Origin of the sequence: Enterococcus durans NBRC 100479 = LMG 10746, assembly GCF_001544215.1 — a bacterium.
Lineage (GTDB): Bacteria > Bacillota > Bacilli > Lactobacillales > Enterococcaceae > Enterococcus_B > Enterococcus_B durans.
The window spans coordinates 1-24,123 of the sequence record NZ_BCQB01000024.1 but is presented as its reverse complement, the minus strand read 5'-3'; the positions used below and the strand labels follow the sequence as shown (position 1 = coordinate 24,123).

The window sequence follows — 24,123 nt, the reverse complement described above, 5'->3', positions numbered from 1 at the left end:
TTTTTATGAAGTTACATCCAATGTGGGAGGGCTATCCCGGTTTAAAAGACGAGTTAACAGAGACGTTGAAGAAAATGGAAGATGTCATCCGCTTAAAAAATAAACCAGTTGAACAAGCAATTAAAGAAACGATCCATGCTGGTGGCAAATTATTACGGCCTGCATACCAATTATTGTTTTCTCAATTTGGTGCTGAGAACGATCGAGATAAAGCAATTGCGTTAGCTGCTTCGATCGAAATGCTTCATACGGCTACGCTGATCCATGACGATATCGTCGATGAAGCGAACATGCGACGCGGAAAGAAAAATATTCGGGGCAATTTTGGGAATACGGTAGCCGTCTATGCGGGAGACTATTTATTTGTGTGTTGTTTTAAATTACTTTCTAATTATTCTACTTCCCTTAAAAGTCTGCAGACAAATTCTCGCAGTATGGAAAAAATATTAGATGGAGAGTTAGGCCAAATGGATGATCGTTATAATTATCATCTAACGGTTGAGGAATATTTAGAAAATATTTCTGGTAAAACAGCTGAACTATTTCAGTTGAGCTGTTCAATAGGCGCTTATGAAAGTGGGACAACTGAACGGTTTGCGAAAAAAGCTGGTACGATCGGTTTAGCGATCGGGATGGCTTTTCAAATCATTGATGATATTTTAGACTATACTAAAAGCAGTGATGAAATTGGTAAGCCAGTACTAGAAGATATGCGTCAAGGCGTATATTCACTACCGTTGATCTATGCGTTACAAACGGATAAAAAGGCAGAACTTATCTCATATCTTGATAAAAAAGACAAGTTGACTTCTGAGGAAATAGAGAAAGTTCGAACACTAGTTGCAGAAGCAAAAGGGGTAGAAAAAGCCAAAGGATTAGCTGGAAAATATACCAAAAAAGCATTAAATGAAATCAATAAACTACCAGATAATCTATTTGGAACGAAGGAAAATTTACTGTCGCTCACGAGCTTGATCTTAGAGCGAGAAAATTAAGGACGATTTGGTACAGAGGTTGGGACAGAAGTGTTTAACTCCGAGAAATAAGAAGACATTCACGAAAATTGCTTTTCAAATTTTTGTGAATGTCGGCTTATTTCCGAAGGAGTTGCTTCTGCTCCCACCGTTTATTCGTTTTTAAAGAATGAGACAAACGTGTTTCTTACTTTTGTCTCATGCTTTTTGAATTTTTGTGAATGTCAGCTTATTTCCAAAAGAGTTTCTTTCGTCCCAGCCATTTTTTTCTTTTTAGAGAAAAAAAGTTTCTCCCATTGTTTGATTAGCAAGTATGCTAATACTAGATGCAAGTCTATTATTTATTGGTAACATTTGATACGTGAATTTTGTGTGAAAAGTGATAAAAGCAGTGATCAAGTGGCTATTTTTTGAGATAAAATCAAGCATCAATTTGTTTAAAAAGGAGGGACAGAAGAAGCCAGCACACATAAAATGTTTTGGGGGAAATGTTTTGTGCGTAAGCGATCGCTGCACATCGTCAAATCCAATTAAATAAATTGTTAAAAAGTTGTTGAGCTGACTAAAAGGATTTCTTTTTTAGTTATACTCAGCAACTTTTTTGTCGAACCCTTAGCTGATGGATACGACCGTAGAATAACTTATGTTCTATAAAATAAAAAAAGAAACAAACATGCTTAAAATAGTGGGAGTTATTTCAAGCATGTTTCACAGCCAGAAGAAGTCAATGGTTATTTTGTTAAGGACTGATCTGTAGTTCGTGTGATAGCTGATCGGTGGTTTTGGTTGGTTTGCTGATTAGATGAAGTTATCGCTTGTTTTTTTACTTGATCGAACGTATGCAGAGGGACTCTTTTCTCACTGATAACTGCATTTTGTTTAGTATTAGTTATTTCCGATGGGTGCCTCGCTACTTCTTGCAAAAGATTTGCGATATGCGGTTTGATCTCCGAATGATTTTTTAACTGATTAGGTAAATTTTTTGAAACTTTGGTTATTTCTTGTTCAAGATTAGATATATTTTTTTGATATACTTCTCCTTTTTCATTTTCAAGCTTTGCTGGAGCTTGTTTTTGCGCTTTTATCTCTTGTTCGATTTTCTGTGCCTTCAAAATCGTCATGATGGTAAATGCGAGGGTGATCCATCCTTTTACTACAGGTAGTACTTGCATTGGTACATGATTTGAACGTGAAATTTGTTGACTCAACTTTGCAAGTTCTTGTTGTTTTTCTTCCAGAGCATACGCATCTTTAAACGCTTCGTTTTGTTCGATTTTTGCGCTTTTTTCTGATGTTCCTTTGTCTTGCTCATTTTCTTTCGAGGGAATGCTATCTTTCAACATATTTGTGATCCTAGCCATAATTAGGTACTCCTTTGTCATAATTGTTGACTTAACTCTAACATTGATGGTAAAGAATCGTACGCCAGAAATTTCTTCTTTTGGAAATGTTCAGACAAGGAAAAAATGTTCTTTCCTTTTTTTAAAAATTCTTGTTCTAGTGGTAAAAAAGATTCATGCTATAGTTTCAATTACCAAACCACTGTAAGAAAGGAAGATTTTTTTGAGGAAACAACTAGCGACTAATTTATCAAGAGTAGATGTAAATGAGATTTTGACTCAGCTTTTAACAAAAAAGAGTTATTTTTCTTTCAACGACATTGAAAAAGAATGTCAAAGAACGTTAACTACAGCTGATAAATTTTTGATCCGTTGTGTAGTGGTCAAAAAATTCAATTTGAATATTGAGTATTTAGCATCGAACCAGCTAAAATTTTATAGGAAAAAAGAATGTCTTTCTTGAGAAAAAACTGAATAAAAATGTTGTAATACTGTACAAAATAACAAGTTCATCTAATTATCATTTATTATAATGATAGAAGCAATGAAAGAAAAAAAAGGGGGCTGAAAAAAACAAAAAATGTTGTTGTATAGAGGATGGTTTGAATATTTTATATACGTTATCTTTTTTTTGAACGGAAACGATTTCGGAAGTTGACACATGTATAAATAAAATGGGGTAATATACCTATGGCTAGATTTTGGGGAGATTTTTTTTAAACAGATTCACTTGTTGACCAACTTTTATTGACGGCAGAATTTCGGTTAGTAGAAAATTATCTGTAATTGGGGTAGGTAGTTTTCTTACAGTACGTCTAGTAATTATGGTAGATAAGAGCACATAGTATATTTATTGTAGTTTGTTAGTAAAACAATCGCACATAAACACTAGTCTTCAGTTTTACTCGTGAGTTGGAGACTAGGGAGGATAAACAACGAGATCATATAAAAGCAACCACCATTGAGAAAAAGCCCGTCTATCACAGAAGTTTCCAACATGGATTTCTGTGATAGACGGCTTTTTAATGTCACTATGTGAATAGTTGATCTACTAATAGCTGTTTTTTTTCTAGATCGATTCGATCGCAGAAAGGCTGATTTCACCGGAGGAAAGAGACAAGGTTCCCTGTGGGGTCTCAACGATCAATTCGCCATGCTCCCCGATTTTTCTAGCGATACCTGTGTAAGAAATCCCTTTTTGTGTAAAGCTGACTTTTTTACCTAACACAAACGATCTTTCTCGATAGAGATTTAAATAAGCATCACTTGAATCTGAAAGATAAGTAAAGAAATTTTGCCAGATTTGACTGATCATTTCATTACGTGTAGTGGTTTTGTTTCCATCTGCAAATAGGGAAGATGCTTTGTTTTGGATTGCCTCAGGAAAATGTGCTTGAGGAATGGAGAAATTCATCCCGATTCCAATAATCACTGAACTGATTTCGCCAGATTCCATATCACTCACGGCCTCTGAAAGAATACCGCTAATTTTTTTGCCATTTAAATAAATATCGTTGACCCATTTGATTGATGCAGACTTGCCGGTTAATTCTTGGATCGCTTTTATACACGCACTGGCAGCGATGATCGTATATTGAGGTAACTCATCAAACCGTTGATTTGGATGTAGCAAAAGACTCATGTAGATTCCTTGGCCAGGCTCCGCAAAAAAAGGTCGACCAAAACGACCGTGCGCCTGTTCCTGTGTATCTGCTACCAATAAAACCGGATCCATCTGGTGTTGGGTAGCGAACAGTTTTGCATCTTTCATCGTTGATTCAGATTGCTTTAGGACCTGTACTTTTAAATCAGGGGCGAAATAGTGTAGTGCTTGGCTGATTTCTTGGGCGTCCAAAACATCAGAAGGGAGATAGCGGTACCCTTTTGCTTGATGCTCAAATTGATAGCCTGCTTTTTCTAATTCTTTGATCGCTTTCCAGATACTCGTACGGGAAACTTGTAATTGTTGGGCAATTTTTTCTCCAGAAAGGAACTCGGATGAATCCTTCAGTAATTGGAGGACTTTCTCTTTTGTCGCCATCATGATCACTCCTTTTCAGTTCATTGTATCAATAAGTGAAAAAGAACAAAATAATAACTTCAACAAACTTGTTGAAATTTAATCAAATGGATTTTATTAAAAAAAATACGTCAATTTAGCAAAATCGAAAAAAAGAATGATCTAAGCTAAATTGACGTATTTATTCAGAAAGGATCAAGAGAGTAATACTTGATCGTCTTTCAATGCTGTTCCGCTATTTTGTTTGAACATATCCAAGAGTTGAGGAACAGTTAATTGTTGTTTTTCTGCTTCATGGATGTCTACTACGATATTTCCTTGGTGTAACATGATCAGGCGATTCCCATACCGAATGGCATCCTCCATATCATGTGTGACCATGAATGCTGTCAAATGTTGTTCGCCAATCAGTTTTTCAGTCAATTCCATGACTGTTTTTGAAGTGGCAGGATCAAGAGCAGCTGTATGTTCATCCAATAAAATCAGTTCAGGCCTTTGGAGTGTTGCCATCAGTAGAGTGATCGCTTGGCGTTGTCCACCAGAAAGCAAGCCGATTTCAGTTGTTAGTCGATCTTCAAGTCCCAGATTCAAACGGGCTAATTGTTCTTTGAAAAATGTACGATCCTGAGGTTTGACTCCGCGGAAGAAGCCTCGTTTTTTTCCACGTTTCATGGCTAACGCCAAATTTTCTTCGACAGTTAAACGGACAGCAGTGCCTAATTTAGGATCTTGGAACACGCGGCTGATGTCTTTTGAACGTGCCACGACTGATTTTTTAGTCAGGTCTTTCCCATTTAGCAACACACGCCCTTGATCTACAGAAAAGGAACCGGCAATACTGTTTAACAGAGTAGATTTACCTGCTCCGTTCCCACCGATGATCGTTACGAAGTCACCAGGCTTCAAGGATAGGTTGATCCCTTTAAGGACATGGTTCTCGTTGATTGTTCCTTTTTCGAAGGTATGATGAAGGTTTTCTAGCGTTAATACATCAGTCATTTTTATTTACCTCCTTTTGCTTTGGTACGTGTTGGTAGTTTTAATTTCTGTTGGATCTGAGGGAATGATAGACAGATAACGAGTACAAGTGCAGAAGCTAATTTTGAATCGCTTGGTTGTACGTTCAATTCAAATACTAATGCCAAGATAAAGCGGTAGATCACGGCCCCCAAGATGATAGTCAGTAAACGGAATAGCAAGGATTGATTTCTAAATAGTACCTCAGCAATAATGATCGATGCCAAACCGATGACGATCGTACCGATCCCTGAGTTTAGATCCGCGAAGCCATTGTTTTGGGCTAACAAAGAACCAGATAGAGCGATACAGCCATTTGAGATCATATAGCCAATGATTTTCATATTATCTGTGTTGATCCCATTTGCTTCACTCATGGCTAAGTTATCTCCCGTTGCACGAATAGCAAGACCCGTCTCTGTTCGTAGGAAAAGGACGAGCAAAGCCACCACGATCAAAGCAAAGATCAAGCCAACGATCAAAACAGCATTTTCTTTTGTCATGCCATAAGATTGGACCCAGTCAAAAACAGTCTTTTGTCCCAACAATGAGATATTAGGAGCACCCATCACTCGAGAAGTAATAGAATATAGACCAGTCATTGTAATGATCCCAGCTAATAAAGCGGGGATTTTAAGTTTCGTGTGAAGTAATCCGGAGACAAGTCCCGCTGCAGCTCCTCCTAAAAAACCTAAAAGACAAGCAAGGACTGGATGGATGCCTTTTGTTATACTCATTGCGGCAATCCCAGCTCCTAGCGGGAAACTTCCTTCAGCAGTCAAGTCAGCGATATCTAAAATACGAAAGGTTAAGAATACTCCGATAGCAAGGAGTGCCCATAGGACCCCTTGCGAAGCGGATGATAAAAAAATTGAGATGAGATTTGTCATGATTGTCCTCCTATAGGTCTATTCAGCAGATTTGATCGTTGATGGATCGATCCCGATGGCTTTTGCCATTTCTTCGTTTACATACAATGAAAGATCATCTGCAGATTCGACAGGAAGTTCACTTGGTTTTTTACCATCTAAGATTTTTGCAGCCATTGCGCCTGTTTGTTTCCCTAATTTTTCATAGTCGATCCCAACTGTTGCTAAACCACCATCTTTGACTTGATCAACAGAACCTGCAACGATCGGTGTTTTCGTTTCTTTTGCTACTTCACCGACGACACTGGCTGCACTTGCAAAGGTATTGTCAGTAGGGATATAGATACCATCAACGTCTTTTGCTAAACTTTTTGTTACTTGTTGGACATCGTTTGTTGTATTTGCTGTTGAGACTTTGACTTTCACGCCTGCTTTTTTCAGTGCTTTTTCAACTAGATCGCCTTGGATCTTAGAGTTTGCTTCACCATTGTTGTACATGATCCCGATTGTTTTTGCATCAGGCACGATGCTTAGTAATAAATCGATCTGTTTATCGATCGGTACCATGTCAGTTGTTCCTGTCACATTTCCGCCAGGTTTTTCATTAGAGGAAACTAAATGTGCTTGTTCTAAGTCTGTCACGGCTGTCACTGTGATTGGTATCGTTGTTGTTTCATTTAAAAGTGATTGTGCTGCGGGAGTTGCAATCCCTAAAAGCAAGTCTGGATCGTCTTTGACTAGTTTTTCGCTCATGCTCTTCAAGTTATCTTGATTATTTTGAGCATTTTGATAGTCGATGGTTAGATTATCGCCTTCTTTATAGCCGTTTTCTTTCAATCCTTCTTTGAAACCTTTATAAGCAGCATCTAGTGAATTGTGTTGTACAAGTTGTAAGACGCCGATTGTTTTTGTGTTATCTGCTTTTTCAGAAGAGTTCCCTGATGAACCACATCCTGCAAGTGCGAGTAGTAAAGCTGTTCCTAATCCGATCATTAATTTCTTTTTCATTTGTTTTTCCTCCTTAAATTTGAAAACAAAAAATCCATTTAGACAAAACGTCTAAATGGATCGGTCATCGAAATATATGAAAGTAAGTAAATACTTTGCACTCTTTCACTCAGCCACTTAGCGTAATGTCTACGTGGCCTCTTGTGCAGTACAAAGTGCTTTAGCCATCATAGATACAAACTGTCGTTTAACGTTTGCACCCACGATCAATCATGAATACAAACCTATCTAAAGTAGCTAAAGTAAAAGTTATTCAGTTGTGTTGGTGTTAGTTGGTTGATTTTTATTTTCATAAAAAAGCCCTCCACAATTTGAATTTTCTCAAGTATAGCGGAGGGCCATCCCACTGTCAAGCAGAAATTTCAGAAAATTCTAAAAAAACACGAAATAAATTTTTAGAATACTATAGTAGGAAAAGATTAAGAAAATCTTGTGAAAAGTCAGAGGAAACGCCAGGAAGTGTTGACTTTTATGAAAAATGAGTGTAGTATATGAAGTTGCAAAAACTATCTGATGAAGTGAAGGCAGAAACGAAATATTGTCCGTTTCGGCTTTAATATAAGGAAACAAAAGTAGAAGCTCATGAAGAAATGGTTTCAAGAGAATGTTCTATTTTTGGTTTTTTTTTGCCTAAAAGCCGCAAAAAATGTCTGTTGTTACCTAAATATAATATTTTTAATATTATTGTAACAATTGATCGGGTAGTCTTTTTGAATGACATTTTAGAGGGGTGAAGAGCTTGGCTGGACACGTAGTAAAATACGGAAAACACCGCGAACGTAGAAGTTTCGCAAGAATCAGTGAAGTGTTGGAATTACCAAATTTGATCGAAATTCAAACAGACTCGTACCAATGGTTCTTAGATGAAGGACTAAGAGAAATGTTTGAAGACATTTTGCCAATCGATGATTTTAACGGCAATCTATCTTTGGAATTTGTGGATTATGAATTGAAAGAACCTAAGTATACTGTAGCAGAAGCTCGCGCACATGATGCCAATTATTCTGCGCCATTACATGTCACTTTGCGTTTAACAAACCGTGAAACTGGTGAAATCAAAGCACAAGAAGTATTCTTTGGTGATTTCCCATTAATGACGGAACAAGGAACATTTATCATCAACGGGGCAGAACGAGTAATCGTTTCTCAGTTGGTTCGTTCACCAGGCGTTTATTTCCATGGTAAAGTCGACAAAAACGGAAAAGAAGGATTCGGTTCAACTGTAATCCCTAACCGTGGTGCTTGGCTAGAAATGGAAACTGATGCAAAAGATATTTCTTACGTACGTATCGACCGCACACGTAAGATTCCATTGACTGTTTTAGTTCGGGCTTTAGGATTTGGCTCAGATGATACGATCTTTGAAATCTTCGGCGATAGTGAAACATTACGTAATACGATCGAAAAAGATTTGCACAAAAATGCAAGCGACTCAAGAACAGAAGAAGGTTTGAAAGACGTTTATGAACGTTTACGTCCAGGCGAACCTAAAACAGCGGATAGCTCACGTAACCTATTGAACGCTCGTTTCTTCGATCCAAAACGTTACGACTTAGCAAATGTTGGTCGTTACAAAGTAAACAAAAAATTAGACTTGAAAACACGTCTATTGAATTTGACTCTAGCAGAAACATTGGTCGATCCAGAAACTGGCGAGATCATTGTTGAAAAAGGAACTGTTTTGACTCACCAAGTGATGGAAACACTTGCTCCTTTCATCGAAAATGGCTTGAATTCAGTGACTTACTACCCATCAGAAGACGGTGTAGTGACTGATCCAATGACTGTCCAAGTGATCAAAGTCTTTTCACCAAAAGATCCAGAGCGTGAAGTAAATGTCATCGGTAATGGCTATCCAGAAGCACCTGTGAAAACAGTGCGTCCAGCAGATATCATTGCTTCAATGAGCTATTTCTTGAACTTGATGGAAGGCATCGGCAATGTAGACGATATCGACCATTTAGGAAACCGTCGTATCCGTTCAGTCGGCGAACTTTTACAAAATCAATTCCGTATCGGGTTAGCTCGTATGGAACGTGTGGTACGTGAAAGAATGTCGATCCAAGATACAGAAACATTGACACCACAACAATTGATCAATATCCGACCAGTTGTCGCAAGTATCAAAGAATTCTTTGGTTCTTCTCAGTTGTCACAGTTCATGGACCAAACGAATCCTCTTGGCGAATTGACACACAAACGTCGTCTTTCAGCCTTAGGACCTGGTGGTTTGACACGTGACCGTGCGGGTTATGAAGTCCGTGACGTTCACTATTCTCACTATGGCCGTATGTGTCCGATCGAAACGCCTGAAGGTCCGAATATTGGATTGATCAATAGTTTATCTAGCTATGCAAAAGTAAACAAATTTGGATTTATTGAAACTCCTTATCGTCGTGTTGACCGTCAAACGGGTCGTGTAACAGACCAAATCGATTATTTGACAGCCGATATCGAAGACCATTACATCGTTGCCCAAGCAAACAGCCCATTGAATGAAGATGGCACATTTGCTCAAGACGTAGTTATGGCTCGTGCACAAAGTGAAAACTTAGAAGTATCAATCGATAAAGTCGACTATATGGACGTTTCTCCTAAACAAGTAGTTGCGGTAGCGACAGCATGTATTCCTTTCTTGGAAAACGATGACTCCAACCGTGCCTTGATGGGTGCCAACATGCAGCGACAAGCTGTACCGTTGATCAATCCACAAGCTCCATGGGTTGGTACTGGTATGGAATATAAATCAGCACATGACTCAGGTGCTGCATTATTATGTAAACACGATGGAGTAGTTGAATTCGTTGATGCTTCTCAAATCCGTGTTCGTCGTGATAATGGTGCATTAGATAAATATGATATTACGAAGTTCCGCCGTTCAAACTCAGGAACAAGTTACAATCAACGACCAATCGTTCATTTAGGCGAAAAAGTTGAAAAAGGCGATACATTAGCTGATGGACCTTCTATGGAACAAGGTGAAATGGCTTTAGGACAAAACGTTCTTGTCGGTTTCATGACTTGGGAAGGGTATAACTATGAAGATGCGATCATCATGAGCCGTCGTTTGGTAAAAGATGATGTGTATACTTCAATCCATATTGAAGAATATGAGTCAGAAGCTCGTGATACAAAATTAGGACCAGAAGAAATCACTCGCGAAATCCCTAACGTTGGGGAAGATGCACTGAAAGACTTAGACGAAATGGGTATCATCCGTATCGGTGCAGAAGTGAAAGATGGAGATCTACTTGTTGGTAAAGTTACGCCAAAAGGGGTTACTGAACTATCAGCAGAAGAACGTCTATTGCATGCGATCTTTGGTGAAAAAGCTCGTGAAGTCCGCGACACTTCTTTACGTGTACCACATGGCGGTGGTGGGATCGTTCACGATGTGAAGATCTTTACTCGTGAAGCTGGCGATGAATTGTCACCAGGTGTGAACATGTTAGTTCGTGTCTATATCGTTCAAAAACGTAAAATCCATGAAGGGGATAAAATGGCCGGTCGTCACGGTAATAAAGGGGTTGTTTCCCGTATTATGCCGGAAGAAGATATGCCATTCTTACCAGATGGAACACCGATCGATATCATGTTGAATCCTCTAGGGGTGCCATCACGTATGAATATCGGACAAGTATTGGAATTGCATTTAGGGATGGCTGCTCGTCAACTAGGCATCCACGTTGCAACACCAGTCTTTGATGGTGCAAGTGATGAAGACGTTTGGGAAACTGTTCGTGAAGCTGGTATGGCTAGCGATGCGAAGACTGTTCTTTATGACGGTCGTACTGGTGAACCATTTGATGGCCGTGTGTCTGTCGGCGTGATGTACATGATCAAGCTTGCCCACATGGTTGATGATAAATTGCATGCTCGTTCAATTGGACCTTACTCATTGGTTACACAACAACCGTTGGGTGGTAAAGCACAATTTGGTGGACAACGTTTTGGGGAAATGGAAGTTTGGGCACTGGAAGCTTACGGTGCAGCATATACCTTACAAGAAATCTTGACTTACAAATCAGATGATGTTGTCGGTCGTGTGAAAACATACGAAGCAATTGTTAAGGGTGAACCAATTCCAAAACCAGGCGTTCCAGAATCATTCCGAGTATTAGTAAAAGAATTACAATCACTTGGTTTGGATATGCGTGTCTTGGATATCAAGGATGCTGAAATCGAACTTCGTGATATGGATGACGAAGACGATGATTTGATCACCGTTGATGCATTGACTAAATTTGCGGAACAACAAACTGCAAAAGAGCTAGAGAAAAAAGCTGCAGAACAAGTAGAAGATGAACGACAAGATGTCATCCAAAACTTTGAAACCGCAGAAGATAAATTAGACTAATCCGGTCTATGAGCTGTAAGGCGGTCGATGATCAGCCGCCTTGCGGTTTTGCCATTAAACGAAATGGAGGGAACCCCTTTTGATCGATGTAAATAAATTCGAAAGTATGCAAATAGGTTTGGCTTCTCCCGAAAAAATCAGAAGCTGGTCTTACGGTGAAGTAAAAAAACCTGAGACGATTAACTATCGTACCTTAAAACCTGAACGCGAAGGGTTGTTCTGTGAGCGGATTTTTGGTCCTACAAAAGACTGGGAATGTGCCTGCGGAAAATACAAACGTATCCGTTATAAAGGAATCGTTTGTGATCGATGCGGTGTGGAAGTCACACGTTCAAAAGTTCGTCGTGAACGTATGGGACACATTGAATTAGCAGCACCTGTTTCACATATCTGGTACTTTAAAGGTATTCCTTCTCGTATGGGTCTTGTATTAGACATGAGCCCACGCGCACTAGAAGAAATCATTTACTTTGCTTCATATGTGGTCATCGAACCTGGAAACACAAACTTAGAGAAAAAACAATTGTTGACTGAACGCGAATACCGCGAAAAACGTGAACAATATGGACAAGAATTCCAAGCAGCTATGGGAGCAGAAGCAATCAAACAATTACTTGATAATGTTGATTTAGATGCTGAAGCAGCTGAATTAAAAGAAGAATTGAAATCTGCACAAGGACAAAAACGTACACGTGCGATCCGTCGTTTGGACATTTTAGAAGCTTTCCGTGCTTCAGGAAATGAACCAAGCTGGATGGTCATGGATGTTATCCCTGTCATCCCGCCAGATCTACGCCCAATGGTCCAATTAGAAGGTGGCCGTTTTGCGACAAGTGACTTGAACGACCTTTACCGTCGAGTAATCAACCGTAATAACCGTTTGAAACGTTTGTTGGACTTGAACGCTCCTGGTATCATCGTTCAAAATGAAAAACGTATGTTACAAGAAGCTGTTGACGCATTGATTGATAATGGTCGTCGTGGCCGTCCAGTTACTGGACCAGGTAACCGCCCATTGAAATCTCTTTCTCATATGTTGAAAGGGAAACAAGGTCGTTTCCGTCAAAACTTACTTGGTAAACGTGTGGACTATTCAGGTCGTTCGGTTATCGTTGTTGGACCATTCTTGAAAATGTATCAATGTGGTCTACCAAAAGAAATGGCGATCGAATTATTCAAACCATTTGTGATGCGTGAACTTGTTCAACGTGAACTTGCTTCAAATATCAAAAATGCGAAACGTAAAATCGAGCGTCAAGAAGACGAAGTTTGGGATGTCCTAGAAGACGTAATCAAAGAACACCCAGTTTTACTTAACCGGGCACCTACGCTTCACAGACTTGGTATCCAAGCATTTGAACCAGTATTAGTTCAAGGTCGTGCAATCCGTTTGCATCCACTTGTATGTGAAGCTTACAATGCCGATTTCGATGGAGACCAAATGGCTGTTCACGTACCATTGAACGAAGAAGCACAAGCAGAAGCACGCATGTTGATGCTCGCTGCTCAAAACATTTTGAATCCAAAAGACGGTAAACCAGTTGTAACCCCTTCTCAAGATATGGTGTTAGGTAACTACTACCTAACGATGGAAGAAGAAGGACGTGAAGGCGAAGGTATGGTCTTCCGTGATCAAAATGAAGCCGTGATCGCATGGCGTAATGGCTACGTTCATTTACATTCACGTATCGGTGTGAACCCTAATTCACTAGGTGAAAAACCATTTACTGAATGGCAAAAAGAACGTACGATGATCACAACTGTTGGTAAGATCATCTTTAATGAAATCATGCCACCAGAATTCCCTTACTTGAATGAACCTACTGACTTCAACTTAACAGTCCAAACACCGGATAAATATTTTGTTGAAGCAGGTACAGATATTCCGGCACACATCAAAGAGCAAGAATTAGTCTTACCATTCAAGAAGAAAAACTTAGGAAATATCATCGCAGAAGTCTTCAAACGTTTCAAAGTAACAGAAACTTCTAAGATGCTTGACCGTATGAAAGACTTAGGGTACAAACATTCCACTCATGCTGGTATCACAGTGGGTATCGCAGATATCAGTGTACTAGATGAAAAACAAGGAATCATTGAAAATGCCCATAAACAAGTTGAAACAATCACTAAACAATTCCGTCGTGGGTTGATTACTGATGATGAACGTTATGAACGCGTAATCGCTGTTTGGAACGCTGCCAAAGACAACATCCAACAAAAACTGATGGAAAGTCTGGAAGCGAAAAACCCAATCTTCATGATGTCTGATTCTGGAGCCCGTGGTAACATCTCCAACTTTACACAGCTTGCTGGTATGCGTGGATTGATGGCTGCCCCTAACGGACGAATCATGGAATTGCCGATCATTTCAAACTTCCGTGAAGGACTATCTGTCTTGGAAATGTTTATCTCTACTCACGGAGCGCGTAAAGGAATGACCGATACAGCCTTGAAGACAGCCGATTCAGGTTATCTAACTCGTCGTTTAGTAGACGTTGCCCAAGACGTAATCATTCGTGAAGAAGATTGCGGTACAGATCGAGGGCTTGAAATTCAAGCGATTCGTGAAGGAAACGAAATCATTGAATCACTAGAAGATCGTTTGATTGGACGTTACACACGTAAAGAAGTCCGTCATCCTGAAACAAATGAAGTGATCATTGCTGGAAATCAATTGATTTCAGAAGACGTTGCAAAACAAATCGTTGATGCAGGTGTTGAAACAGTAACGATCCGTTCAGTCTTCACATGTAACACAAAACACGGTGTCTGCAAACATTGTTATGGACGTAACTTGGCAACTGGCTCTGACGTTGAAGTCGGAGAAGCAGTTGGTACGATCGCCGCTCAATCAATCGGTGAACCAGGTACTCAGTTAACAATGCGTACGTTCCATACGGGTGGGGTTGCCGGAGACGATATCACTCAAGGGCTTCCTCGTGTCCAAGAAATTTTTGAAGCACGTAATCCGAAAGGGCAAGCCGTGATCACAGAAGTAACTGGAGATGTCATCGACATTTCAGAAGACGCTGCGACACGTACAAAAGAAGTAACAATCAAAGGGAAAACAGATACACGTACGTATACTGTTCCTTATACAGCTCGTATGAAAGTTGCTGAAGGCGATATGATCCATCGTGGAGCACCATTGACAGAAGGTTCGATTGATCCTAAACAATTGTTACAAGTCCGCGATGTATTGTCTGTTGAAAACTACTTGCTACGTGAAGTACAACGCGTATACCGTATGCAAGGGGTAGAAATCGGAGACAAACATATCGAAGTAATGGTTCGTCAAATGTTGCGTAAAGTTCGCGTAATGGACCCAGGTGATACAGAAATCTTACCAGGAACATTATTAGATATCGCAGATTTCAAAGACCAAAACTACAATACGTTAGTAGCCGGCGGTGTTCCTGCAACATCTCGTCCAGTCTTACTAGGTATTACAAAGGCTTCATTAGAAACAAACAGCTTCTTATCTGCTGCATCATTCCAAGAAACAACTCGTGTCTTGACGGATGCTGCTATCAGAGGGAAGAAAGATCCACTTCTTGGTTTGAAAGAAAATGTTATCATCGGTAAGATCATCCCAGCTGGTACTGGTATGTCACGTTACCGCAACATGGAACCAAAAGAAGTCGGTGTAGCAAGTGAAAATGTTTATAGTATTTCAGACATCGAAGCACAAATGGCTGCAGAAGATGCAATGAATGAACAAAAATAAGCATAACGTGTAAGTAAAGCGGTCAGAACAGAAGGATTCATCAAGAAATGACTTCTGTTCTCCCTTGTTACTCGAACTAGAGGATGTGATAAAATCTATCACATCCTCTTTTTTTTGAATAAAATAGTAGTCTAGTTCATTGGAACATAAACAGAAATTTATTGAAGCGAATTCTAGCTATGCTCATCTTGTGAGTCATTTTACAGATAAATCGTCCTAGAGTTTATCAAATGATTTTAAAAAATTGTGGATAAAAAAGTAGGAAGAAGCTATCAACAGTCAGTAGGAAACACAAAAAGTTACACGAAAAATAAATCCACAGGTGGATAAGTTTTTTCTTTTTCAATAATTATCCACAATATCAAAAAATTGAGTCTGGAATAGGCAGTAGGAAAAACAGAAATAAAGCAGCTTTTTGAATACCCTGGTAGGGTAATTTAAGCAAATCAATAGGACTTTCATCTAAAATGAGTATGATAAAAGGAAAGGAGTTGATCATTATGGCAGTAAAAAAAGCGGTATTTGCCGGAGGATGTTTCTGGTGTATGGTAAAACCATTTGAAACGCAACCAGGTATATTCTCTGTTGTTTCAGGTTATACAGGTGGACACGTGCCTAATCCAACATATGAACAAGTGACAACAGGAACGACAGGACATACGGAGGCCGTGGAGATCGCCTATGATCCTGACATCATCAGCTATGAACAACTGGTGGAGATCTATTGGCAACAAACCGATCCGACCGATGCGTTAGGACAGTTTGCAGATCGAGGGGATTCCTACCGGCCAGTCATTTATTATGGGAATGAAGAAGAGCGGGAAATAGCGGAAAAATCAAAACAAAAACTGCAAGATAGTGGTCGATTCGATAAACCGATCGTAACGAAAATCGAACCTAAAAGCGACTTTTATCCAGCAGAAGAATACCATCAAGATTATTATAGGAAAAACAAAGTACATTATCAGCTATACCGTGAAGGCTCTGGGCGTGGAGGCTTTTTGAGAAAGCATTGGGGCGATAAAAAGAGCTAAAAAAGATAGAGTCTGGGACAAATCTAAAAATCAGTTTTGCTCCCACCGTGTATTCGTTTCTAAAGAATGAGACAAAAGTGTTTCTTACTTCTGTCCTAGCCTCGTTTTTCTCTCCAATTTCTCAAACCTAAACGACTTTTTTCTCGACCTCTATGTTCGGCCGACAGCTAGGGTGCAACTAGATGTCGGCTTTTTCATTGCTGTAGTATCGCGTTATTCAATATGTTGGACAACGAGTAAAGCCACACTTAAAAAAAGCAGAAAGGGTAACTTTGTGATCTTCTTTTGAAAGAAGAAATGAGTGCAGAGCATAAAACAAATTCCTAAGGCACTAGCAATCAAGACTAAGTACAGTAATTGTACTAGTAAGAGTTGTCCGCTCCAACACCATACAACCAATGAATCACCGGAACCTAAATAATCAGTAGCATAAAAAATCAAAAGACTACTGACAATCGATAGGATCAAAACCGTCGTGAATTGAAAATGCCCAGTAAGCAACCAATAACTCCACAAAATGATCCAAATAAGGTAAAGTATCCTAGAATCAATGAAGAGATAAAAACAATCCATCAGTGAGAGCAAAAAAGCAGAAAGTATCCAAAAAAGGAGCATTGGATCCGTGCTTGGTGCATAGTGGAAGAACCAAACAAAGATCCCACCACAAGCCAGTTCAGCTAAAAAATAGCTTTGGGGTAAGGGAACATGGCAAGAGCGACAGCGAAATCGTTGCAAGCAAATCGAAAGCAAAGGAATCAATTCATACCATGTCAAAAAATGGTGGCAGTTGACACAATGTGATCTGGGAGAAATAATAGAATGATCTTGGGGAATCCGTTGTGCCGACAAACATAAGAAAGAACCAACACAACAACCAATGATAACAGACAGTAACATGAATGTATCCTCCTTTTTAGGTAAGATACGTCAGTAATGCTCCAATTTTTTCGTAATTTTTAGTAGAGGTGATAAAATGAATATCTCAATTGGCATAGATATTGGCACAACCCAAACCAAAGCAGTCGCCTTCGATGAACAAGCACAAGTCATCGATTCAGCGTACTTTCCTTATCCCTTGATCCAAGAACAACCAGGGATGGCAGAACAAGATCAAGAACTGATTTTCCATGCTGTTTGTACAGTGATCCAGCAATTGACTGAACGGTTCTCTAAAGAAGCAACGATTGACGTCATTTCCTTCTCGTCAGCAATGCACAGTTTAATTTTGTGCGATGAACAAATGGTGCCACTTACCCGAATGATCACTTGGGCAGATACACGTGCTGTGGAACAGGCAGAAAGATTGAAGAACACTCCACTAGGTCTAAGCATCTACCAACAAACAGGTACGCCGCTTCATCCAATGACGCCATTCGCAAAAATCAAATGGTTACAAGAAACACAACCGGAACTAATCGAACGTACCGCGTATTATATCGGGATCAAAGAATATATCATTTATCGTTTATTTGGCAAGCTCATAACAGATTATAGTACAGCCTCTGGCACAGGATACTTCGATATCCATCAGTTCAGATGGACAAAAGAAGTGCTGGATTACTTAAATATCAGTGAAAAACAGTTACCTGAAATAGCTCCACCCACTATGGAGATGCCGAAACTTCAAGCAGAGATGCAAGAAATATTGAAACTCGAAAATGATATATCATTTGTTTTGGGCGGTGCAGATGGTCCGCTCTCAAATTTAGGATTAGGCGCATTTGGGGAGGATATCGCCGCATTAACGGTCGGGACGAGTGGTGCTATCCGATTTATAACAGATCATCCACAGTTGCACCCAGATATGGAGACCTTTTGTTACGTATTGGATCAAAGCCATTGGGTCGTTGGTGGGGCAACAAGTAATGGTGCAGGGATCTTTGATTGGGCAAGTCAAACCTTGATGCAGGAAGTCACGCAACAAGCGATTGCGCAAGGAGACAATCCTTACGATGCCCTGCTCTCAGCAATTGCTTTTGTCCCTCCAGGAGCAAACGGCTTACTTTTCCAACCTTATTTATTAGGAGAAAGAGCGCCACTATGGGATGCAGAGGCTTCTGGAAGCTTCTTAGGTCTCCAACGGCACCACACAGAAAAAGAAATGATGCGGGCAATCTTAGAGGGAATCTGTCTCAACTTGAAACGGATCTTGGAAGGGATCTGCCAAGAAGGTCAGCTATCTGAACTACGAGCGACAGGTGGATTTGCTCGATCCTATGTTTTTCGTCAACTCATGGCAGATGTCTTAGGCTATCCACTCGTCTTTCCAGCTGTTTCTGAGGCCTCCGCTTTAGGGGCTGTTTTTCTAGGCTGGCAGAGCCTAGGGAAAATCAAGGAATTAAATGAAGGCAAAAAATGGATCAAATTAGAGACCCAAGTTCCCGTACAGAAAAATATCCACGAGATCTATGAAATCATTTATCCGACATTCGTTGATACACAACAACAATTAACCAGTACCTATAAACGACTAGCACACCTTCGCCAATCATTAGCCAGAACATGATACTCAAAAAATGAAATCTAATAGATTGAGATGAACCAAAGATGCGATAAAGGGGAAAGCACTGAGGAATACAGATTGAAAAAGAATTGTTCTATGTTGAAAATCATTCTCAAGTAAATGGTTTCATTGTACTTTTGTCTCAAAGTTTACTATGCTTTTAATGTAAATAAAAGTTAGGAGGAAACCAGAAAATGAAATTCCAACAAACCAAAGAAGTATTAAATCAGTTAGTGGCAGATTTGAGTCAAATGTCTGTTGTGGTTCACCAAACACATTGGTACATGAGAGGGCCGGGCTTCCTGACATTGCACCCAATGATGGATGAGTTCATGGATGATTTAAATGAACAATTGGATGAAATCTCAGAACGTTTGATTACGTTAGATGGCTCACCTTACTCAACTTTACGGGAATTTGCTGACAATACAAAAATCCCTGATGAAGTAGGCCGTTGGGACCGTACAATCCCAGAACGCTTAGAAACACTTGTTAAAGGCTACCGCTACTTAGCAGACCTTTACCAAAAAGGGATAGAAGTATCTGGTGAAGAAGGCGATGACCCAACACAAGACATCTTTATTGCATTTAAAACAGCTACTGAAAAACGTATCTGGATGATCCAAGCACACTTGGGCAAAGCACCAGAAATCGATGCATAAAGATAATTGATAGAATATATAATAGTAGAAAAACTGCGTGGAAGTTTCCTTTCACGCAGTTTTTTATGTTAGAGGGGTATTCATTTTTATTTGGAAACCTTTTGAAAGAGAATGGCTATCCGCAAATGGCTTCAATGAGTGATTCTTCAAAGAATAGAAGAATAAACGCAGAGCCTTCTTCTTTTGGAAGCCAATCTCTAATTTTCAGTGAGTAACTCTTTATGCGCATGGTCAAGTTGCAAGCGTACTTGATCAAATCCTGTCCCACCAAGCGAATGACGACGTTTGACAGCAGTTTCCGGTTGAAGAGTCACATAGATATCCTCTTCGATCAAAGGACTGATTGCTTGGTATTCTTCAAAAGGAATATCTTGTAGATACCCACCTTTCTGCGTACAACGCAGAACCAACTTACCAACGATCTCGTGGGCTTGGCGGAAAGGTAATCCTTTAGCTGCCAGATAATCCGCTAATTCTGTAGCATTCGAGAAATCTTTTTGAGTGGCTGCGTACATACGTGATTTGTTCACTTTCATCGTAGCAACCATCCCATCCATGATAGTCAGGCATGCCAACACCGTTTCACTGGTATCGAACATCCCTTCTTTATCTTCTTGAAAATCTTTATTGTATGCTAAGGGAAGACCTTTCATCAATGTCAATAAACCAAATAGATTTCCGTAGACACGTCCTGTTTTTCCACGAATCAATTCAGCCATATCCGGGTTTTTCTTTTGTGGCATGATTGAACTACCTGTAGAAAACGTGTCTGTTAATTCAATATATTGGAACTCGTAACTACACCATAAAATGAGTTCTTCGCAAAAACGTGACAAATGCATCATCAACAAGGAGCAGTTACTCAAAAATTCGAGGATAAAATCACGATCACTTACAGCATCTAGACTATTCGCATAAACACCAGAAAAATCTAACTCTTTAGCAGCAAATTCTCGGTCGATCGGAAAAGTTGTCCCGGCTAAAGCCGCACTACCTAATGGAGAAAGATCGATTCGTTTCAAACTTTCTGTTAAACGCGCATAATCACGTGTAAACATCTGATAATAGGCAAGCAAATGGTGACCAAATGAAATCGGTTGAGCATGTTGGAGATGGGTATAGCCAGGTGCAATCGTTTCTACATGTTCTTCCGCTTTTTCCACAAAGGTTTGGCGTAGATGATGCAATTTTTCAAGTATCTCCTGCACAACATCTTTCAAAAACAGGTGCATGTCCGTGGCGACTTGATCATTTCGGCTACGAGCTGTATGCAATTTTCCGGCAACTGCACCGATCTCCTGATGCAGTAACGTTTCAATATTCAAGTGGATATCTTCATTTTCAATGGAAAATTGTAAATTTCCCTCTTGCAGTTTCGCTTGTAAGGTCTGTAATCCTTCTGTAATTGCTGCAGTTTCTTCAACCGTAAGAATTCCTGTGTGACCAAGCATTTTGACATGGGCCAAACTCCCTAAAATATCCTGTTTTGCTAATTTTTGGTCAAAAGAGATTGATGCTCCAAACTCGTCAATCCATTCTTCACTTTTTCCTTGAAAACGACCACCCCAAAGTTTTTCCATTATTGTTCCTCCCAGTAATTGGCAAGTATCCGGCGTAAATCTTGTATGATTTGCAAATTATTTCGTACTTGTTTTGTTCATCTGTTTTTCTTGGACTTCTGCGTGGACCTTTGAAGGTAGTCCCCATAATTTGATAAAACCAACAGCTGCCTGTTGATCGAATGTATCAGCAGAAGTATAAGTAGCCAATTCCTCACTATACAGACTGTTTTCTGATTTACGTCCTTCTACGATGACATTTCCTTTGAACAGTTTCACACGAACCGTACCATTCACATACACTTGTGTCGATTTCAAAAATTGAAGCAATGCTTCTGTCAAAGGATTGAACCATAGACCGTCATAGATCATTTGACTCAATTGTTGTTCAATAATTGGTTTGAAATGCGCCAATTCACGAACAAATGTCAAGTCTTCTAATTCTTTATGGGCTTGCATCAATGTTACAGCTCCAGGACATTCATATACTTCACGGGATTTGATGCCCACTAAACGATTCTCAACGTGATCGATACGGCCAATACCATGTTTACCAGCCAATTGATTCACTGCAAGGATCAGTTGTGAAAGAGAGAGTTTCTCACCATTCAATGCAACGGGCAACCCTTTTTCAAAGGTAAGCTCAATGATATCTTCTTCATCAGGTGTGTATTTCAAATCAGTCGTCAGTTCATAGGCGCCAGTAGGAGGAGTTGCCCAAGGGTCTTCTAATACGCCACATTCGCATGCACGTCCCCAAAGATTTTGATCAATCGAGTAAGGGTTATCTAGATTCGCAGGAATCGGAATCCCATTGTCTTTCGCATAAGCAATCTCTTCTTCCCGAGACCATTGCCATTGACGAACAGGTGCTACGATTTTTAAATCAGGCGCCAAGGCATTGATCGCCACTTCAAAACGAACTTGGTCATTTCCTTTTCCAGTACAGCCATGCGCAATCGTTGTTGCACCCGTTGCTCGAGTAAGTTCCACTAATTTCTTTGCAATTAAGGGGCGTGAAAGAGCAGAGACCAGTGGATAAGACTGTTCATAGAATGTGTGCCCTTGAAGCGCCACACTCGCAAATTCTTGGGCAAATTCTTCTTTCGCATCAATCGCATAAGAAGCAACCGCGCCGACTTGTAATGCTTTTTCTTTGATGAACGCAGTATCTTTTCCTTCACCAATATCAAGACAGCACGCGATGACATCATATCCATCATCTGCTAACCATTTGATTGCGACAGATGTATCCAGACCACCAGAGTAAGCTAAAATAATTTTCTCTTTCATAGAAATCTCCCCTTAATTTTCATTGTTTTCAGAATTGATTGTTTCAAATGATAACATCATAAAAATAAAAAATCAATCAATTTAATAAATAAATATACAATAAAACGAAATAAAAATATATATTATGCATTTATTTATGAATATCCATCATTTTATTCAAAGCGGATTTTTGATTGGACGTTGGAAAAATGAAAAGAATAAAAGAATTTGCACTGAAAATTAAAATTTTTCATTAGAAAGAAAAAACGTTGACATTAAGGGGATTAGAAGGTAATATGTTAAATGGTATTGTTTGCCCCACAAAGAGCCCCGGAAACTCGAAGTGTATGTCAAACATCAGAACTTAAATTGGAGGAAAATAACGTGCGTACAACATATATGGCCAAACCAGGCGAAGTAGAACGTAAATGGTATGTAGTAGACGCAACTGATGTTCCATTGGGACGTCTTTCAACAGTTGTTGCATCTGTACTACGTGGTAAAAATAAACCAACTTTCACACCTCATTTGGACACTGGCGATTTCGTCATCGTCATCAATGCAGATAAAGTGAAATTAACAGGTAAAAAAGCGACTGATAAAATTTATTACCGTCACAGCAACTTCCCAGGAGGATTGAAATCAATCACTGCTGGCGAATTGCGTGCTAAAAATTCTCGTCGTTTGATCGAAACTTCTGTAAAAGGAATGCTTCCTAAAAATACTTTAGGCCGCAAACAATTTACAAAATTAAATGTATACGGTGGCGCTGAACATCCACATGCAGCACAACAACCAGAAGTTTTAGACATCACAAACTTAATCTAATAGGAGGGAATTTCATTGGCACAAGTTCAATATATCGGCACAGGCCGTCGTAAAAATGCAGTTGCTCGCGTACGCTTAGTACCAGGAACTGGTAAAATTACTGTAAACAAAAAAGATGTTGAAGAATACATTCCACATGCTGACTTGCGTGAAGTTATCAATCAACCTTTCGCTGTTACTGAAACAAAAGGCGCTTATGACGTATTTGTTAACGTAAACGGTGGAGGCTACGCTGGACAATCAGGAGCTATGCGTCATGGTATCGCTCGTGCATTGCTAGAAGTTGATCCTGACTTCCGTCTTGCTCTTAAACGCGCTGGGTTACTTACTCGTGACGCACGTATGGTTGAACGTAAAAAACCAGGTCTTAAAAAAGCTCGTAAAGCATCACAGTTCTCAAAACGTTAATTTTATTATCGTTCAAGCAAAAACACACCTTTCATTTTGGAGGGTGTGTTTTTTTAGTTATGAGAAGGATGATGGGTGAGGCGAGTTACCTTGATCCTAACTTTTCTGGCTCTTTCCAAATTATGGAGAGTGTCTTTTTTTGTGTTTTTGGGTACGACAATGGGTACGAGCTTTTTAGGCTCTTCAACATTTAGTGTTGGTAGAGAAAGATACAACTGAAATTTAGCAAAACATACTAAGAGTAGAGAGTGGGACAAAAATCAGAAAAAATGGCTCTATACTTTTTGATGTTGGTGAACTTCGCCAACATCTTTTTTTGTATAAAAAAATATAGAAAAGACACCCTGAAATCCTTTAGAATTAATTTGGCTAACAAATTCATAGGAGGATTCAAGATGTCTCATACTCAGCTTATCAAAGATACCCTAAATATTCTAGACCTAAATATCTATTTCGAGGAAAATTGTTTAACTAAAGAAAAATATAAAGGGCAAATTTGCTTGATTTATAAAGGAACTCTTCTGTACAAGCCAGAAGAGTGG

At 39.5% G+C, this 24,123-nt stretch carries 16 protein-coding genes and 1 pseudogene; 9 read left to right on the top strand and 8 right to left on the bottom strand.

Features of this window, described 5'->3' with window-relative positions; translation table 11 throughout:
* Positions 1 to 5 precede the first annotated feature (5 nt).
* Positions 6 to 995 (top strand): polyprenyl synthetase family protein, encoded by a 990-nt coding sequence (locus ED2_RS08250; RefSeq protein ID WP_005875235.1) that lies wholly within the window; start codon positions 6 to 8, stop codon positions 993 to 995.
* A gap of 710 nt (positions 996 to 1,705) precedes the next feature.
* On the opposite strand, the gene ED2_RS08245 is transcribed toward ED2_RS08250, so the two are convergent.
* From ED2_RS08245 to ED2_RS08220, 5 genes are all read right to left on the bottom strand, one after another.
* Entirely contained in the window at positions 1,706 to 2,335 is a 630-nt protein-coding gene (locus ED2_RS08245; RefSeq protein WP_016177784.1) for a hypothetical protein, read from the bottom strand.
* A 1,048-nt stretch (positions 2,336 to 3,383) separates the two neighbouring features.
* Positions 3,384 to 4,355 (bottom strand): biotin--[acetyl-CoA-carboxylase] ligase, encoded by a 972-nt coding sequence (locus tag ED2_RS08235; RefSeq protein WP_016177783.1) that lies wholly within the window; start codon positions 4,353 to 4,355, stop codon positions 3,384 to 3,386.
* A gap of 174 nt (positions 4,356 to 4,529) precedes the next feature.
* Entirely contained in the window at positions 4,530 to 5,333 is an 804-nt protein-coding gene (locus ED2_RS08230; RefSeq protein WP_005881178.1) for an ABC transporter ATP-binding protein, read from the bottom strand.
* Between the two features lie 2 nt (positions 5,334 to 5,335).
* Complete coding sequence (locus ED2_RS08225; protein ID WP_005881180.1) at positions 5,336 to 6,241, bottom strand: ABC transporter permease; 906 nt, start codon at positions 6,239 to 6,241, stop codon at positions 5,336 to 5,338.
* 18 nt (positions 6,242 to 6,259) lie between these two features.
* A complete protein-coding gene (locus ED2_RS08220) occupies positions 6,260 to 7,228 on the bottom strand; it encodes an ABC transporter substrate-binding protein (RefSeq protein WP_016177782.1) in 969 nt (322 codons plus the stop codon).
* 739 nt (positions 7,229 to 7,967) lie between these two features.
* On the opposite strand from ED2_RS08220, the gene rpoB reads away from it, so the two are divergent.
* The 3 genes from rpoB to msrA all read left to right on the top strand — a co-directional run bounded on the left by rpoB (position 7,968) and on the right by msrA (position 16,349).
* On the top strand, positions 7,968 to 11,585 hold the full coding sequence (gene rpoB / locus ED2_RS08215; RefSeq protein ID WP_005881184.1) for a DNA-directed RNA polymerase subunit beta: 3,618 nt from the start codon (positions 7,968 to 7,970) through the stop codon (positions 11,583 to 11,585).
* A 79-nt stretch (positions 11,586 to 11,664) separates the two neighbouring features.
* Entirely contained in the window at positions 11,665 to 15,315 is a 3,651-nt protein-coding gene (rpoC, locus tag ED2_RS08210; protein WP_016177781.1) for a DNA-directed RNA polymerase subunit beta', read from the top strand.
* Positions 15,316 to 15,815: 500 nt separating this feature from the next.
* Positions 15,816 to 16,349 carry a peptide-methionine (S)-S-oxide reductase MsrA gene (gene msrA, locus ED2_RS08205; protein WP_005881187.1) on the top strand — a complete coding sequence of 178 codons (534 nt, stop codon included), beginning with the start codon at positions 15,816 to 15,818 and terminating at the stop codon, positions 16,347 to 16,349.
* 213 nt (positions 16,350 to 16,562) lie between these two features.
* Here the strand turns inward: msrA and ED2_RS08200 are convergent, their stop codons facing one another.
* The gene (locus tag ED2_RS08200) at positions 16,563 to 17,246 is read right to left on the bottom strand and encodes a prepilin peptidase (protein ID WP_016177780.1); all 684 of its coding nucleotides are present in this window, start codon (positions 17,244 to 17,246) and stop codon (positions 16,563 to 16,565) included.
* Positions 17,247 to 17,322: 76 nt separating this feature from the next.
* On the opposite strand from ED2_RS08200, the gene ED2_RS08195 reads away from it, so the two are divergent.
* Together ED2_RS08195 and ED2_RS08190 are read left to right on the top strand one after the other, a co-directional pair.
* Positions 17,323 to 18,855, top strand: a complete 1,533-nt coding sequence (locus ED2_RS08195) for a gluconokinase (RefSeq protein ID WP_016177779.1) — start codon at positions 17,323 to 17,325, stop codon at positions 18,853 to 18,855.
* Between the two features lie 191 nt (positions 18,856 to 19,046).
* Positions 19,047 to 19,514, top strand: coding sequence for a Dps family protein (locus tag ED2_RS08190; RefSeq protein WP_005881193.1), 468 nt, complete (start codon positions 19,047 to 19,049; stop codon positions 19,512 to 19,514).
* Between the two features lie 197 nt (positions 19,515 to 19,711).
* Here ED2_RS08190 and argH read toward each other — a convergent pair whose 3' ends face one another.
* Together argH and ED2_RS08180 are read right to left on the bottom strand one after the other, a co-directional pair.
* Positions 19,712 to 21,094 (bottom strand): argininosuccinate lyase, encoded by a 1,383-nt coding sequence (argH, locus tag ED2_RS08185; RefSeq protein WP_005881195.1) that lies wholly within the window; start codon positions 21,092 to 21,094, stop codon positions 19,712 to 19,714.
* 57 nt (positions 21,095 to 21,151) lie between these two features.
* The gene (locus tag ED2_RS08180; protein WP_005881197.1) at positions 21,152 to 22,366 is read right to left on the bottom strand and encodes an argininosuccinate synthase; all 1,215 of its coding nucleotides are present in this window, start codon (positions 22,364 to 22,366) and stop codon (positions 21,152 to 21,154) included.
* 378 nt (positions 22,367 to 22,744) lie between these two features.
* On the opposite strand from ED2_RS08180, the gene rplM reads away from it, so the two are divergent.
* The 3 genes and pseudogenes from rplM to ED2_RS14955 form a co-directional block, all read left to right on the top strand.
* On the top strand, positions 22,745 to 23,173 hold the full coding sequence (gene rplM / locus ED2_RS08175; protein WP_034865780.1) for a 50S ribosomal protein L13: 429 nt from the start codon (positions 22,745 to 22,747) through the stop codon (positions 23,171 to 23,173).
* A 15-nt stretch (positions 23,174 to 23,188) separates the two neighbouring features.
* Entirely contained in the window at positions 23,189 to 23,581 is a 393-nt protein-coding gene (gene rpsI / locus ED2_RS08170; RefSeq protein WP_005881201.1) for a 30S ribosomal protein S9, read from the top strand.
* 395 nt (positions 23,582 to 23,976) lie between these two features.
* Positions 23,977 to 24,123 (top strand): annotated as a pseudogene (locus tag ED2_RS14955) (ISL3 family transposase); the annotation flags it as partial.